This window comes from Enterococcus sp. AAFC-DPL-5146 (assembly GCF_058216635.1).
This window is the reverse complement of sequence record NZ_CM177103.1, coordinates 2,966,450-2,981,994: the sequence shown is the minus strand read 5'-3', so window position 1 is coordinate 2,981,994 and position 15,545 is coordinate 2,966,450. Positions and strand designations below refer to the sequence as shown.

Below are 15,545 nucleotides of genomic sequence, written 5' to 3'. Positions count from 1 at the left end.
ATAGTGACCTCCTTAGTTTAAAAGCGTAGCGGGCTTGTTCAGTTCTGTTAGAAAAATAGGAAAAATTGGCGTCATATTCAATTTTTGTCTTTTTTCCTAAGAACTAGTCCATGAAGCTAGATAAAATTTTTCTATATAAAATAGCAGAACAAATATAAATAGATACGCAAATAGAATTTTAGCATTTTTTCTGAACTTTTTCCACAGGCAAATGTGAATTGTGGAAAAAAAATTCACAGAAGAGTATAAACTTATCCACAAAGTAGAATTAAACCGTGGATTTCTTCAGGTATTTTTATTTATCCACAAGCGATTCTGTAAAACAAAAGTAATAAACAATGGTTTTTTTCAAAGTTATGCACAACAAAAAAACAAGATGTGCATAACTTTTTAACAACCTGTTTTTTTGTGCAAAAGTGTGGAGAAAACGAAAAATGAAATGTGTTCACTAAAAAAACTATCCACAAGTTATCCCAAATCTATTTCATTTTGTGGATAACTTATTTAAGCTAGAAGAAAAATTAATTACTGAAAATTTATTGACAAATCTACCTATTACTAGTTATACTATCAAAGTATGTCTATATATTGATGGATAGTTACAATTTCAGGAGGTGGAACAAGAGATGAAAAGAACGTACCAACCAAACAAACGCAAACGTCAAAAAGTTCACGGATTCCGTAAACGTATGAGCACAAAAAATGGTCGCAACGTATTAGCGAGCAGACGTCGTAAAGGCAGAAAAGTTATTTCAGCATAATTTATGTTGACTTTAAATAACGAATCAAGTTTAAACTAAGAACCCTTTATTATCTTCACAATGTATGTGTGGAAATAATAAAGGGTTCTTTTGTTGTGAATCACTACGACTGGCTTCGCCAGAGTAGATGATGAACAATACTTGGTGAACGTAGTGAGAGAAGTTTCCTTACCAGTGAATCACCAAACGCTCAAGCCTAAAAAGCAAATAAAAGTAAAGTAACAGTCATACAATATTCCAGATTACTAATCTAATATAGCTATACGTCTTCCCAACATCATTCTTCAAAAGCTAAACCTCAAACAAAATAATTCAGATGAAAAACTAAAATGAACCCAAAATACCTTCAAAATCTCTCACTTCCACGAAATAAAGTGAAAAAAACCCAAAAAAATGCTAATATATGGAATTAGAGTCATGATGACTAAAATCTCTGGAGATTTTCCCTGAAATTTGGAAAAAAATGACTGAAATATGCTATTATTGTAGAGTGAGTAAAAAAGAAAGATAGAAAGAAACAAAGGGATGCAGATGAAGAAATCCTATAGAGTAAAAAAAGAAAAAGAATTTCAAACAGTATTTCAGCATAAACAATCTTGTGCGAACCGCAGATTTGTCGTTTATGTATTAGAAAAATCAGAACAAAAGCATTTTCGGGTAGGAATTTCCGTAGGGAAAAAAATCGGGAATGCAGTTGTTAGAAATGCTGTAAAACGTAAGATTCGTACCTCGATCTATCAATTAAAAGAATCAATTGATCCAACTTGTGATTTTATTATCATCGCAAGGCCAGGTGTCGACAGATTGACATCTGAAGAAATTCATAGCAACATCATGCATGTCTTAAAACTTGCAAAAATTTTGAAATAAGAGAGGAACAGTTTTGTGAAGAAGTATAAACGCTTATTATTGATGGCAGGTTTAGTGACACTTGTGTTTGTGTTGTCTGCCTGTGGAACAGCTCCGATTAACGCAAACAGTACAGGAATTTGGGATCGTTACATTGTCTATTATTTTGCCGAAGCAATCAAATTTTTATCTGTTTCAGCAAATACAGGTATCGGGATCATCCTATTTACATTAGTGATTCGGGTTATTTTATTACCATTGATGCATTTCCAAACGAAAAGCATGCGTAAAACCCAAGAATTGCAACCGAAACTAAAAGCATTACAAAAACAATATTCATCAAAAGATCCGGAAACACAACGTTTATTCCGTGAAGAACAACAAAAATTATATGCTGAAAATAATGTAAATCCTTATGCAGGATGTTTACCATTGTTGATACAAATGCCGATTATGATGGCGTTATACCAATCAATTTCGAGGGTACCCGAATTGAAGCAAGGCAGTTTCATGTGGTTGAATTTAGGTCAACCTGATCCATATCTGATTTTACCTATTTTAGCTGCGATTTTTACATTTGCAAGTACGTATTTAACAAGTATGAGTCAAATAGAATCAAATGCTTCATTAAAAATAATGAACTATGTAATGCCTGTCATGATTTTTGTAATGGGTATGAATTTAGCTAGTGGATTATCTCTTTACTGGGTAGTTTCTAATGCTTTCCAAGTAGGACAAACATTATTACTTAATAATCCATTTAAAATCCGCAAAGAGCGGGCAGAAGCAGAACGACAAGTGAAAGAACGCGAACGAGCATTGAAGAAAGCAATGAATCCTAAGAAAAAAAATAAGAAAAAATAAAAGGAGGTTTTCCAGATGCCGGTTTATGAGGGAAACACAATTGAAGAAGCAACAACTAAGGGCTTACACGCACTGAATTTGTCAAAAGAAGAGGTAGAGATTAGCGTAATCACAGATGCTAAGAAAGGTTTCTTGGGTTTTGGTAAAAAACTCGCTCAAGTATCAATCGAACCAACCGTCAGTGAACAAATCGCAGAAGCAATTGAAGAGACAGTTGAAGATATCATTGTGACAGATGAGGAAGTCAAAGTAGAAACAGCAGTTGAAGAATTGCTAGCTGCTAAAACATCAGATTCTGATTCCTCTGAGCCAAAAGTCTTGGAAGATCTTGAAGATGAAGAAGCAATCACTGAATTAGGACTGTATTTAACGACGATTTCAAAAGAGTTGAACGCACCTGCTTTGGTTCGTTTAGAACGTAAAGATGGGTTATTGGTTTTTCATCTAGATACTGATAAGCAAGGAATCTTGATTGGTAAACATGGGAAAGTCTTAAATGCTCTTCAATATTTAGCACAAGTCTTTGTTCATCGTGTTGCAGTGAATAAATTATCAGTTGTTGTAAATGTGGGTGATTATCGTGAAAAACGCCAAGCAATCTTACAACGTTTAGCAGAAAGAACAGCTGAAAAAGTCAAACAAACAGGGCGACCAGTTTTTCTAGAACCAATGCCTGCGTTTGAAAGAAAACAAATTCATTCCACATTAAGCAAAGATGAGTCTATAAAAACACATTCAGAAGGTGATGAACCTTATCGCTATTTGGTTGTTGAACTTGCGAAAAAACAGTATTAATTTAAATAAATGCCCCTTTAAAAGTAATTTTTTAAAGGGGCATTTTTTAGTTGAAATCCAGTTGTTCAGCTTAAAAATATATTGACAAACATTATCAAACAAAGTATATTTTATTACGAAATCATTCTTATCAACGTACAAAATACGATGATAAAGTAGTTGGAGCGTTCGTGCTTCTTTCAGCCTGGTTCTTTTAGAATCAGGTTTATTTATTTTGTAATAAAGAGCTATAATAAATGTTTTTGCTTCACTATATATTAATTAACCAATATTCGTTTGAGTAAATTGAACGACCGTTCCATAAGCAAAAATTTCTACGACCCATTTACCTTGATATTCCACATATTTTTCTTCAAAATGACAATTAATGACAGCATCTGCTTCATATTCAAAAGCAATCACTTTTAACTGGCGATAGACACCACTAAATACATCATTTGGATTGACTTCTGGTGAAAATAAGTCTGTCTCAATACGGTCTGTTGCAAAGACAATATCTCGGACGATATATTTTTTATTAACATTTCCAGTAGATAATGTGATTCCGCTTAAACGATTTTCCAAATCTTGCTCGTTAAATGTATCTTTTTTTGAATGTGTCATTTTAGGAACCCCTCTCGTTTTATTAGGTTTATTTTAATAATAAAAGTGAATAAATGCAAAGCTAACGAATGGTTTTAATAAACAAATAATGTTGCGAAAAAAGAGAAAATATGCTATTCTATGTCAAGAAATTAATAGGAATTGATGCAGTGAAAGTGCTAGATCCAACCTGAAAAAAACAGGGGTGGAGTGGGCGCTTTTTTTGTAGCTAAAATTTGATTTATACATAGTAAAAAAATATATGAGTTGTTTAACGTAGTTATTATTACGCAAAAAACGGCTCAATTCATTAAGGAAAGGAAATCAATCATGCAACAAATAACGTTAGAATTCGATACAATCGCCGCAATTTCAACACCTCCTGGCGAAGGAGCAATCAGTATTGTCCGTTTAAGTGGAGATGAAGCGATTAACATCGCAAATAAAGTATACCGATCCGGCAGTAAACAATTGTTAGATGTACCTACTCACACTATTCACTACGGTCATATCATTGATCCTAAAGATGACAGTTTACTAGATGAAGTAATGGTGTCTGTAATGCGGGCACCGAAAACATTTACCAGAGAAGATGTTGTTGAAATCAATTGTCACGGCGGAATAGTGGTTGTTAATCAGTTATTACAGTTGTTGCTAAGAGAAGGCGCACGTTTAGCTGAACCTGGTGAATTTACGAAAAGAGCCTTTTTAAATGGACGTATGGATTTATCTCAAGCGGAAGCCGTAATGGATTTAATACGGGCAAAAACCGATCGAGCGATGCATGTTGCTTTAGATCAATTAGATGGTAATTTATCTTCTTTGATCCGCTCATTAAGACAAGAGATCTTAGAAACCTTAGCTCAAGTTGAAGTAAATATTGATTATCCTGAATATGACGATGTAGAAGAATTAACGACCAAATTATTGTTGGAAAAAGCTGGGTTTGTCAAAGCTCAGATTGAAGGCTTATTGACAACTGCCAAACAAGGTAAAATCTTGCGTGAAGGACTAAGTACAGCAATTATCGGACGACCTAATGTTGGAAAATCAAGCTTGCTGAATCATTTATTAAGAGAAGAAAAAGCTATCGTAACTGATATTGCTGGAACCACCCGTGATGTGATCGAGGAATACGTCAATGTCCGTGGTGTACCGCTGAAATTAATTGATACTGCCGGAATTCGAGAAACAGAAGATATAGTTGAACGTATTGGTGTAGAACGCAGCCGCAAAGCATTAGCCGAATCAGATTTGATATTGTTAGTCCTTAATCAAAACGACGAGTTAACAGAAGAAGATCGTCAATTGTTAGCTGCAACAGAAGGATTAAAACGTGTAATTTTACTGAATAAAATGGACCTACCGTCCCAACTTAATCAAACAGAACTAAAAAAACTTGTAAATGATGAAGAGATTTTACCTGTATCTGTGTTATCCAATACAGGCATGGAACAATTAGAATTAAAAATTGCTGATCTGTTTTTCGGTGGACAAACAGGAGAAAAAGATGCAACCTATGTATCCAATACCCGCCATATCGCTTTACTTGATCAGGCAGCCATAGCTTTAGATGAAGTGATCCGTGGAATCGAAGCAGGAATGCCTGTGGACTTAGTTCAAATGGATATGACCCGCTGCTGGGACTTTTTAGGTGAAATCGTTGGTGACAGCGTCCAAGACGAACTGATTACCCAATTATTCAGTCAATTTTGTTTAGGAAAATAGAGAGGAAGAGTCGATGAATCAATTTAAAGCAGAATCTTATGACGTAATCGTAGTTGGAGCAGGACACGCAGGATCAGAAGCCGCCTTAGCATCCGCTCGCATGGGCAGCAAAACACTGCTTCTAACAATCAATTTAGATATGGTAGCATTTATGCCATGTAACCCATCTGTGGGAGGCCCTGCTAAAGGAGTCGTTGTCAGAGAAATTGATGCCTTAGGCGGAGAAATGGGTCACAATATAGACAAAACATACATCCAAATGCGGATGCTAAACACAGGAAAAGGTCCGGCCGTTCGCGCTTTGCGCGCCCAAGCGGACAAACATGCGTATGCTACTGAAATGAAGCATACCATTGAACGAACGGATAACTTATCCTTACGCCAAGGAATCGTTGAACGACTAATCGTAGAAGATGGTATCTGCCAAGGTGTTGTAACAACAACAGGCGCAAAATACCAAAGTAAAGCGGTAATCATTACAGCTGGAACAGCACTCCGTGGTGAAATTATTATTGGTGAACTAAAATACTCTTCTGGTCCCAACAATTCTTTACCATCAATAGGTTTAGCGGATCATTTGAAAGAATTAGGATTGGAAATGGATCGTTTTAAAACAGGGACACCGCCACGTGTAAAATCCAGCACAATCGACTATTCTGTTACAGAAGAACAACCAGGTGATAAAGAACCCAATCACTTTAGTTTCAGTACGCCAGATGGTGCATACAATTTAGACCAACGCTCTTGCTGGTTAACTTACACAAATGAAGGGACACATGAAATCATTCAAGATAATTTACATCGTGCACCGATGTTCACAGGAATTGTTGAAGGAGTGGGTGCTCGTTATTGTCCATCAATCGAAGATAAGATCGTCCGTTTTTCTGACAAACCTCGTCATCAATTATTTTTAGAGCCAGAAGGATTGAACACGGAAGAAGTTTACGTTCAAGGACTTTCTACATCACTACCAGAAGATGTACAAACAGACATTTTACATTCAATTGCTGGACTAGAAAAAGCTGAAATGATGCGAACAGGTTATGCAATCGAATACGATGTAGTCGTGCCTCATCAATTACGTCCAACATTAGAAACAAAAATCATCGAAAACCTATTTACAGCAGGACAAACAAACGGTACAAGTGGTTATGAAGAAGCAGCAGGACAAGGCCTGATTGCAGGAATTAATGCAGCTTTAAAAGTTCAAGATAAAGAACCTTTCGTAATGAAACGCAGCGACGGTTATATTGGAGTTATGATTGATGATTTGGTAACTAAAGGAACTAACGAACCTTACCGTTTACTAACATCAAGAGCTGAATATCGTTTAATTTTACGCCATGATAATGCAGATTTGCGTTTAACAGAAAAAGGCCATGAGATTGGTTTAGTAAAAGAAGAACAATACACAGCCTACCTTGAAAAGAAAAAAGCAGTAGAAGCAGAAATTGCTCGTCTAAGTTCAATCAGAGTGAAGCCTACAGCAGATGTACAAGCATTCTTAGAGGCAAAAGGTTCTGTTCCGTTGAAAGATGGAGTTTTAGCTAGCGACTTCTTAAAACGCCCAGAAATGAGCTATCATGAAGTGACTCAATTTATTCCGGCATCAGAAGTAGAGCTAGAGGATAAAGTCATTGAACAAGTGGAAATCCAATTGAAGTATGAAGGCTATATCAAAAAAGCGTTGGAAAAAGTCGATAAACTAAAACGAATGGAAGCAAAACGTATTCCAGAAAATATTGATTATGAAGCAATTAATGGTCTTGCGACAGAAGCTAAGCAAAAATTGCAAAAAATCCAACCAGAAACAATTGCCCAAGCAAGTCGAATCAGTGGGGTTAATCCAGCTGATGTATCGATTTTGATGGTTTATATCGAACAAGGAAGGATAGCGAAGGTACAGCCTTAATCCGTTGGTACTAAAGGATTTATGGTAATGACTGAACCCCTATACTATTAGTTGACCTCGGTTTTGACTCCGTCGGCTATGCTTTCATGTAAGAAGAGAGCATATCAACAGTTTCTTCTTGCCGATTCTGGGATACTTGAATGTAAATTGTTTTAGAGGAAGAATGTCCTAGTCGTTCTTGTACATCTTTTATTTGAACACCTGCTTCAAATAAAAACGTTGCGTGTGTTTTTCTAAAGCCGTGAACCTTGATAATTTTCATATCTGGGAATTTCTTAGCTATTTTATCCATTACATGGTTAGGGTAGCCTTTGTATAGAAATTCCCTTTTTTTTGTTGGCTTTAATAGTACTAATTACTGGTACATCATCCATATTATCTATCCGAATACTCCGAGATAGATTTTTTTGATTACAGACCTCTTCCATTTCTTTAAAATAGCTATAGTATTATTATCAATAGTGATTACTCGATTAGATTTATCAGTTTTAGTGGGATTCAAATGCAAAGAGCCATCTGATAATTCAATAAGTAGCTTACTTAAAAGAGATAGTCTTTGCTTCGAAATCTATATCCTTCCAAGTTAGCCCAAGTATTTCACCCTTTCTAGTGCCAGTGTAGGAAGCCAGTCTAAAAAATGCAATTGCTCGTTCATCTTTCAATTCTTCTAAGCAATCGAAAAATTGTTGAAGTTCTGTCTTAGAGTAAACTTCATCAACTGGTTTATTAGCTTTGCTTTTTGTCTTAGGGGTGATCGTGCGTTCCATTGGATTGTCTTTAATGACACCAATTAATACACCGTACTTAAATACTTGGAAAGTGTAACTTTTTATTTTCTGGAAAGCTTTGTACTGCTTTGCCCATTCAGAAAGTATCTTTTGGCAAATGATCGGCGTAATCTTATTTAGGTTCATCTTACCAAAATATGGTAGAATTTGATTTTTAAAGTAATTTCTAATACGTTGTTCTGTCGTATTTCGAATGTTTTCTTTATGCTGACTCATCCATAGGTCGTAAAGATCTTGATAGTTTTTTACAGCGTTCCGGTTACTAATACCATTAGTCTCAACTTCTAATTGTAATCGTGCAAAAATCCAAAACTGCTTCTCTTCTGGTGTCGAAGTTTCTTCGTGTAGTTCTTATTTCTTTACCAGTTATAGGGTCTTTTCCTAAAAAAGGTACCTGCAATTGTTTCATATATATCTGAAAAGAAACAGTGTTAGACAACAACGAAGGACATTTTTAAGAAAAAAATAAAAAAGCCAGAAAAGCTTTCTCTAGCTTTTTCTGGCGGGTTGTTATGAAAGAATGTTTTTTACGAAAGGAATTATCTGTTTGAAAATAATTGCTCGAATTTTTTTTAATTGTGGTTCAGTGATATTTTCTTTTTTTCTTTTATTGAACATTTTCAACATAAATTCATATTGTTTTTCGGGATTATAGATACCATTAACATCGGAGAATACGCCTTCATCTAAAAAGTACTTTAGAAGTTTCTTGCTGAAATAGTTTGAAGTCAGAGTGATAAATTCACCATTCTTCACTGCCGCTTGTAGTTTGAAGAGGTCTTCAAATATAGTAGTTTTCTCATTCAAATCATCTCGTTCAAATTTTTTAATACACTGGCTTCCAATCGGTACTAATTCATTTCCATTCTCTTTATTCGTAATAGTAAAGAGATATCTTAGGTTTTCTTTGCCACATAAACATGAAGTCTCAAGCTCCTCATCCTCATCCCAAGCGGTGATATCCCATTCTAAAACGGCACTATCCCAATCGTTAGCTTCGGAATTATCCATGACTTTCTTTAGAAGTCTTTCTGCATATGTACTTAGGTTTGAATTTTGTTCTTTCATATCTGTTCTCCTTTTTTGTTTATTATAGGTAAAGGATACTATATTAATAGGAATAAATCGATTACAAAAGTGTTTCTTATATGACAATTTCATTAATAAATTTGTAGATGATTATTAATATTTTAAAAAAATTTATAAGGAGAGACACTGTAAATGAAAATAAATAAAGTAAAAAGTATTTTGATGCTTTTCATCTCAATGCTCCAGTTATTTGGTTGTGGAAACAGTAATAAAGTTTTTTACGGTTATTGGTCTGGAAAAGAAGAGGGGCTTCCTGTTACTTTATGATATTAAGATTACTAAAGATAATATATTAGACGTAGGAGCAGACAATAAGATTTTTAAATACAATTATGTGATGAGGACGGATACCAATGAACCTACCATGGGAGTAACAAAAGAAGAGTTAGCTAAAGAAATACCAGAATTGAAGCAAACAACAGGTGAAAGCTTCCTTCTTCATAGGATTTCTGAAAGCAAAGACAAATTAATTATGATCACAGCTTTAGACGGTAGTTCCTCCACAGTTACACTTTATAAAATAACAAAAAAGGAAAGCCCAATAGGAGAGGTTGAAAAGAATAGTAAAAACTGGTTATTTTTGTTAATTGGTTTAGTGGTAGCAGTATACGTGCTAAAACGACGTAAGTCAGAGGGAAAAGTATGAAGAGATATTTATTAGTTCTTTTACTAGTATTTTTAGCAGCTTGTGAAAGTCGCAATGAGGGCACTAGTACGGTTTCAACAAGTGCGGTCGAGAGTAAACAGATTATTAATCCGGAGACAAAGACAGACAATCAGATAGCAACTATCATACCAGAAGAGTTACTAGGAGATTGGAAGGTAAATAATAAAGGATTTGGACTAGAAGTGTTAGATGGAAAGGCTGTCTTTTATATAGGGGGTTCTAAAGTAGTCTCAAAGGATTATTATATGGATGAAGATAATCCGGTGTTGATATATATCCGTTTTTTCTTTGAATATGTAGGAGTAAAATACGACCAAATTTCTATTGGAAAAACGGGCTATAGTGAGTACTTTAACAAGAGTGAAGGAATTGACGATGTTTTCTAAAGAAGATCAGACGGCAAGCTACAACGTTAGGAGAGTATCCGGGGAAGGTGATGAACCTATCTCTGGACAAATAATAGATGAAAGAATTGATTCATTCATTGCAACTTATACAGTTATACCTCCGGATTGGTATTTTGAAAAAGAAGATAGGGGAATCACAGTACATGCTACGTCATATATAGCTACAGACGAGCAGAGGGCGTCAAATCTTACAGGTATTAGTAACACTGTTACAGAACAAGTTGGAGCTAATTTACCATTGTGTCTATTGGAGTCGGGACAAACAGACTACTCAGTTATATTGATAGATGGACGAACAATTCGGTATAATGAGGTATACGGAATTGTGATAACGGTTCATAATTAATATTCGATCAATTAGAGTAAAGAGAAGTAGAATTTTCTACTTCTCTTTTTGCGAATAAACATTCCGTTTTCAAGTCTAAAATCTATTGACTTTTCATTTTAAAAGTGCAATATCTTGTTTTACCGAAAAAGTCAATAGGTTGTGTAAGCTAATAACAAGCGTTTAAACATACGTTATCAAATCCCGGTCGATATTCCAGGTAAAACAGCTTAAAATGGATTTTAGAGCTGTTTTATGACGATGGATTTGTGGATTAACAGTTCGTGTGATATGATATCCTGAGAAAATAAAAAAACAATGAATCTGCAAATTCATTGTTAGGGTATCAGTTCTATACGGGCAAGCATAGGACTTAATAATTAATATCATATGTTGATAATACTACCATATCGGTGAAAAAAACAAAAGAGAGAACCTAGGTTCGAAAATTATTTTTCTATATATAATGTAGTTCCTGATACCTGCTTATTTTCTTAATAATTGGATTAAATCCATATTGAAGAAAAGAGGAGCTAAATGACAAAATTTATAGAAACCCGGAGTTATAATTCACTTCAAGACCCGGGCAGTTCAGCAACGAGAGCGCAAGTTTTAAGTATACTTGGAACGGATGAAATATCTAATTCAGTTAAAGATGAAATCGATTTCATTGGAAAAGAGTGTAATGTAGAAGGCTCAAAAGAAGTAATACAACTTTTTAAACAGATAAAAAATAAAAAGTATGATGAAGATATTTCAACTAAAAATGTTAGATTAATAGGGTTTAATGATAAACAACAAATAGTTCTTGGATTTACTGATATAGACAATCCAGAAGAGATTGCTTATACAGCAACGGGGATATACTCTTTTAGTAGTGCATTCCTAGATGATTTATTTTGCTTGGATAAATTTTCAGGATATTGTTTAGGTACTGATCAAAAAGACTTATTAATTGATAATATAAAATATCTTCTTGAAAATTCAAAGGAAATTAAAAATCAGTATAGGTTTATTGAAGGTAAGGAAGATGGAGAAGTATACTTGCGAGCTCTTACATCTTCAAAATATAGAAATTACGATAATAATATAGTAATATATTTATCATTAAACGCTATGCATCAATATTCAAAGAGAATGAAAAACCCTGTGTATATCGACCGAGCTTTTATCACGGATTCAAGTTTGGTTATGAGCGTTAAACTAAAAAATACGATACCATTAGGGAAAAAATATCAAGTGGAAATTGGCATAAATGTTTCAAATAGTGAAATTCGTGAAGGTGTAGTTCTATTTGAATTAGTTTATACTATTATAGACAGAAAAGGAATTAAATCTACGGCAATAGGAGATAGTGTACTTAAAGTAAAACATAATTTAAATGCTGGTACAGTCAAAAACCGTATGAAAGTTTTTAATAATTTGGAAAAATTGTCAAAAGACTTGATAAGTGGAATTGATGAAGCAAGACTTGCTAAGAAATTAGATGCAGATCAGTTGAGTGTTATTTTTGATAAACTAGCCGGAGCCAGAACCAAAGGATTAGGTATGAATGCTAAACAAGAACTGAATAAGATGTCTAAAGAAGTCTCAGAGAATACCTATTCACTTTTAGAATTATTTAATAAACTAGAGAACATCGATGCTACTGTTGATGATATGACTTACATTCAAAGAAAGTTTTCAGAATTTGTAACCAAAGGTTTTAGATAAATTTATGTTACTAAATACCCTAATTGCCCGAAGGATGTTTAGTAACATAACGTCAAAGAAGTATTGGTATGTATTATATTGCCAATGCTTCTTTATTTAATTTAAAGGAGTCGTTGAATATTGAAAGAGTTTTCTTATAAAATAAAAAAAATAATTTCTGATGGGAGTATAGATTCAGAACATTATCTTGCTATATTTTACTGTTTCATTATAGTGTTACCTATGATTATTACATCTATTGAAGTTCTAATGTTAAAACAGTCTTCAATTGTTTTTTTTAAAATGTTAGAATTTTTTTGTTTTGCTATTGTTAGTGGTCTTTTTTTCAAGTGTTATGCAAAAAAGATGATTTCCTATTTCAAAAATAAACGTTTTATGTTGGGGTTTCTATCTCTATCAATTGTAACTGCATTTTTGTTACTTATGCTTGCGTGGCTGTCGGTATTTTTTGGTAATCTAAGTAACTTAATTAGTGTGTATTTACTGTCGGAGTCTCAATCTCTTTTCTTAGATTTAGAAAAAAATATTATTAATTCAATAGACTCTGTGAGTATACTTAGTCAGAATATGATAATTTTCAGTCAAATAATCGGTATTTCTCTTTTGTTAAACATGATGGTGCCGAAATCATTGCAAAAAGTGGATGTTCCACTTATGAAAAAGTTTTTAAGATTATTGATTAAAAGTTCTATTTTATTTATTTTTAGTTTAGCAGTCGTTATTTTTTTAAACACTAATAAAGATAATTTTGCTGTAGTGAGTATAGTTTACGCTGGGATAATTTGGGTAGCTGATCCTAAAAATTTTATTGCTATTTTTTCTAATGCAAAAATCTTTGAGAACAAAACTATCTCGGATGAAGCAACTAGATTATATAAAATCTTTAGATATTTTTTAATAGGTTTATATGCAATATGGGCGGCTTCAGTATATATATTCCAAGCGAATAAAGTAACTGCATTCTTCATTATGATTTTTATATTTATATTTGTATCTGTTATTGTTCAGATAGCTTTACAATTCAAAGGAGAAGATATATTTTCAAAATTATTAAAAGATAAGGAAAGTGAAGCGAAGGTTGAAGAAGATTCTGAATAAACTATATTTTATTTCACGGCTAGTAGAAAAAGAGCATCAAAATTATTAAAAATTCGATGCTCTTCAGATTCTCAGCGGGTGTTTTTTGACTCCGTCTTATTGATTTTAGTTGCACTTAGATGACTATTTAAACTAGCCATTTCTTAATTTTTATTGCCATATAACTTGCTTTGAACTCTATTGATATTAGGTATTGAGACTACATCGAACAAGGGAAGATAGCAAAGGTACAGCGTTAGAATACTTATGTACCAATGGTTACAAGCTGTTCAATATAAACCAAATCAATTTTGAATAAGGTATTGAATAGGGTTTTTAAAAAGCCATGTACTCGCTCTATTACATGATTTGGATAAGCTTTATAAAGATATTATTTTTCTTGATATAAAACATAGTTGCTAAATACCATGTTGTTCTCGAAATGTTCATCTCTAATACCTAGAGATAACTTTTCTTGGATGATGTGGTTTTTCTATACTCTGAGGATAATAGAAAGTCTTATGATTGATTTGGATAATTGATTTAACTCGTCTAATGAGATTAAACCTGTTCCAATTTCCAACTATTCTGAATTGATAAAGGACTTTATAGCCATTTATCTCAAAGAGAGTGGTGATTGTGATTATTGTTTTTTATAAAATATAAGAAAAAATTGATTTTTTATATACATTAAAATATAATTAGTTTTATGAGTTTATGAATAGTTTTTTAATGTTTAAGAGGGGGATTGTATATAATGAAATGGAAATTTTTGGCAATTCTGATTATTTTTATATTTATAGTGGGAGGATATATGTATCAAAAAAGAAGAATATCTTCTCAAAATTATGTAGCGAATTCAATTCCACCTATGTTGGTTATTGGAGATGTTGTTTCAAAAGATGATTTAGATTTTACAATAAAGATTACTTCTAGTGAAGTAGATGAAATTGCAGTGAATTCGTTAGTAAAAATTGATCTTGAAAAAACATCGTTTGACCAGTCAGGAGAAAAAGCTGCCAAGAAAAAATTACTCAGTTTTGTGAAAAATATAGAGCCAAAATCTCATATTGAAATATTGGTAAGTCCCAATGAAATAGTATCAGACCGCAAAGTAGCAGTAAACTCATTATCAAATATAAAAATTGGAGGTAAATGGGTCAAATGAAAAAAGGCTAAAATTAAAAGTATTAGGATTGTTGTTTAGTGGTATTTTATTATCTAGTAGCACAGTGACTTATACATAGGAAGTTTTCTACAGAGAAGATAACACTACAAAATAAAGCAAATACGTTAATTAATAAATCTATGACTGAAATCTGTAAATAGTTAAAATAGAGGCTGAAAGAATATTTTTCTTTCGGTTTTTTTGTTTCATGTGAAACATTTAAATAAAACAGTCAACCATTTCATCTTCAAACATAGCATTAATAATAGGCGGTATCAGACTCTAATGCATAGTCATTAGAGTCTTTTTTTACATCAATCATCAAACAAACATGAAAGGTTTTCGGGAGAATATCAACAGTATTAAGAGGAATTTTTACAGTAAAATCAACTCATAAAGAAAAATTAAAAAGAAAGGAGCAAAAAATGCGTACAATAAAAACAATCGACGATTTTTGGGAAGTAATCGATGAAATAAGAATAGAAAAGCAATTAAACTGGTCTGAATTAGTCGGTGGGAAGGCTAAACTAGCAGCTAGTAAAAAGTGGAATCCTCCACTAACGTATATTCTTCAAATACAAAAAAAGTTAGATGTAGACATCATGAACACGTTCGCGTATCAGTTGCTTGAATCAGATATTCTCCTAAATAAAGACCCAGAAACGCCAAAGAAAATGGCTTTGATTCATAAGTGGATTCAACAAGATGATTGGATGGAGAACGAAGAAACGGTTCAAAAAGTTCAAGAAATAGCTAGGACGATTATTTAAGAAATGCTTTTAGTAACGGGCATTTTAAGAATAACTAGATAAAATAAGTT

At 33.2% G+C, this 15,545-nt stretch carries 13 protein-coding genes and 2 pseudogenes; 12 read left to right on the top strand and 3 right to left on the bottom strand.

All coding sequences use genetic code 11. The annotated features are described in order from the left end of the window. Positions 1–626 precede the first annotated feature (626 nt). From rpmH to jag, 4 genes are all read left to right on the top strand, one after another. A complete protein-coding gene (rpmH, locus tag AC4BB2_RS13600; RefSeq protein WP_010762140.1) occupies positions 627–761 on the top strand; it encodes a 50S ribosomal protein L34 in 135 nt (44 codons plus the stop codon). Positions 762–1,292: 531 nt separating this feature from the next. Next, positions 1,293–1,631, top strand: coding sequence for a ribonuclease P protein component (gene rnpA / locus AC4BB2_RS13595; protein ID WP_490473424.1), 339 nt, complete (start codon positions 1,293–1,295; stop codon positions 1,629–1,631). A gap of 15 nt (positions 1,632–1,646) precedes the next feature. Next, a complete protein-coding gene (locus tag AC4BB2_RS13590) occupies positions 1,647–2,474 on the top strand; it encodes a YidC/Oxa1 family membrane protein insertase (protein ID WP_490473423.1) in 828 nt (275 codons plus the stop codon). 15 nt (positions 2,475–2,489) lie between these two features. Then, positions 2,490–3,269: an RNA-binding cell elongation regulator Jag/EloR gene (gene jag, locus AC4BB2_RS13585; protein WP_490473422.1), complete on the top strand. Its 780-nt coding sequence runs from the start codon at positions 2,490–2,492 to the stop codon at positions 3,267–3,269. A gap of 261 nt (positions 3,270–3,530) precedes the next feature. Here jag and AC4BB2_RS13580 read toward each other — a convergent pair whose 3' ends face one another. Continuing rightward, a complete protein-coding gene (locus AC4BB2_RS13580) occupies positions 3,531–3,872 on the bottom strand; it encodes a hypothetical protein (protein ID WP_490473421.1) in 342 nt (113 codons plus the stop codon). Between the two features lie 309 nt (positions 3,873–4,181). On the opposite strand from AC4BB2_RS13580, the gene mnmE reads away from it, so the two are divergent. After that, on the top strand, positions 4,182–5,579 hold the full coding sequence (gene mnmE / locus AC4BB2_RS13575; RefSeq protein WP_490473420.1) for a tRNA uridine-5-carboxymethylaminomethyl(34) synthesis GTPase MnmE: 1,398 nt from the start codon (positions 4,182–4,184) through the stop codon (positions 5,577–5,579). 13 nt (positions 5,580–5,592) lie between these two features. Next, complete coding sequence (mnmG, locus tag AC4BB2_RS13570) at positions 5,593–7,491, top strand: tRNA uridine-5-carboxymethylaminomethyl(34) synthesis enzyme MnmG (protein ID WP_490473419.1); 1,899 nt, start codon at positions 5,593–5,595, stop codon at positions 7,489–7,491. Positions 7,492–7,567: 76 nt separating this feature from the next. Here mnmG and AC4BB2_RS13565 read toward each other — a convergent pair. Then, positions 7,568–8,688: pseudogene (locus tag AC4BB2_RS13565) on the bottom strand (tyrosine-type recombinase/integrase). 101 nt (positions 8,689–8,789) lie between these two features. Continuing rightward, positions 8,790–9,347: a transcriptional regulator gene (locus AC4BB2_RS13560; protein ID WP_490473418.1), complete on the bottom strand. Its 558-nt coding sequence runs from the start codon at positions 9,345–9,347 to the stop codon at positions 8,790–8,792. A gap of 217 nt (positions 9,348–9,564) precedes the next feature. Between AC4BB2_RS13560 and AC4BB2_RS13555 the strand changes: the two genes are divergently transcribed. The 6 genes and pseudogenes from AC4BB2_RS13555 (at position 9,565) to AC4BB2_RS13530 (ending at position 15,495) form a co-directional block, all read left to right on the top strand. Further along, a complete protein-coding gene (locus tag AC4BB2_RS13555; protein ID WP_490473417.1) occupies positions 9,565–10,014 on the top strand; it encodes a hypothetical protein in 450 nt (149 codons plus the stop codon). After that, positions 10,011–10,788 (top strand): annotated as a pseudogene (locus tag AC4BB2_RS13550) (hypothetical protein). The gene AC4BB2_RS13555 and the pseudogene AC4BB2_RS13550 overlap by 4 nt, the downstream one beginning before the upstream one ends. 516 nt (positions 10,789–11,304) lie before the next feature. Then, on the top strand, positions 11,305–12,480 hold the full coding sequence (locus tag AC4BB2_RS13545) for a hypothetical protein (RefSeq protein ID WP_490473416.1): 1,176 nt from the start codon (positions 11,305–11,307) through the stop codon (positions 12,478–12,480). A 120-nt stretch (positions 12,481–12,600) separates the two neighbouring features. Beyond that, positions 12,601–13,578 (top strand): hypothetical protein, encoded by a 978-nt coding sequence (locus AC4BB2_RS13540; protein ID WP_490473415.1) that lies wholly within the window; start codon positions 12,601–12,603, stop codon positions 13,576–13,578. A gap of 736 nt (positions 13,579–14,314) precedes the next feature. Next, the gene (locus AC4BB2_RS13535; protein ID WP_490473414.1) at positions 14,315–14,725 is read left to right on the top strand and encodes a hypothetical protein; all 411 of its coding nucleotides are present in this window, start codon (positions 14,315–14,317) and stop codon (positions 14,723–14,725) included. Between the two features lie 425 nt (positions 14,726–15,150). After that, positions 15,151–15,495, top strand: a complete 345-nt coding sequence (locus tag AC4BB2_RS13530) for a hypothetical protein (RefSeq protein ID WP_490473413.1) — start codon at positions 15,151–15,153, stop codon at positions 15,493–15,495. Positions 15,496–15,545: the final 50 nt, after the last annotated feature.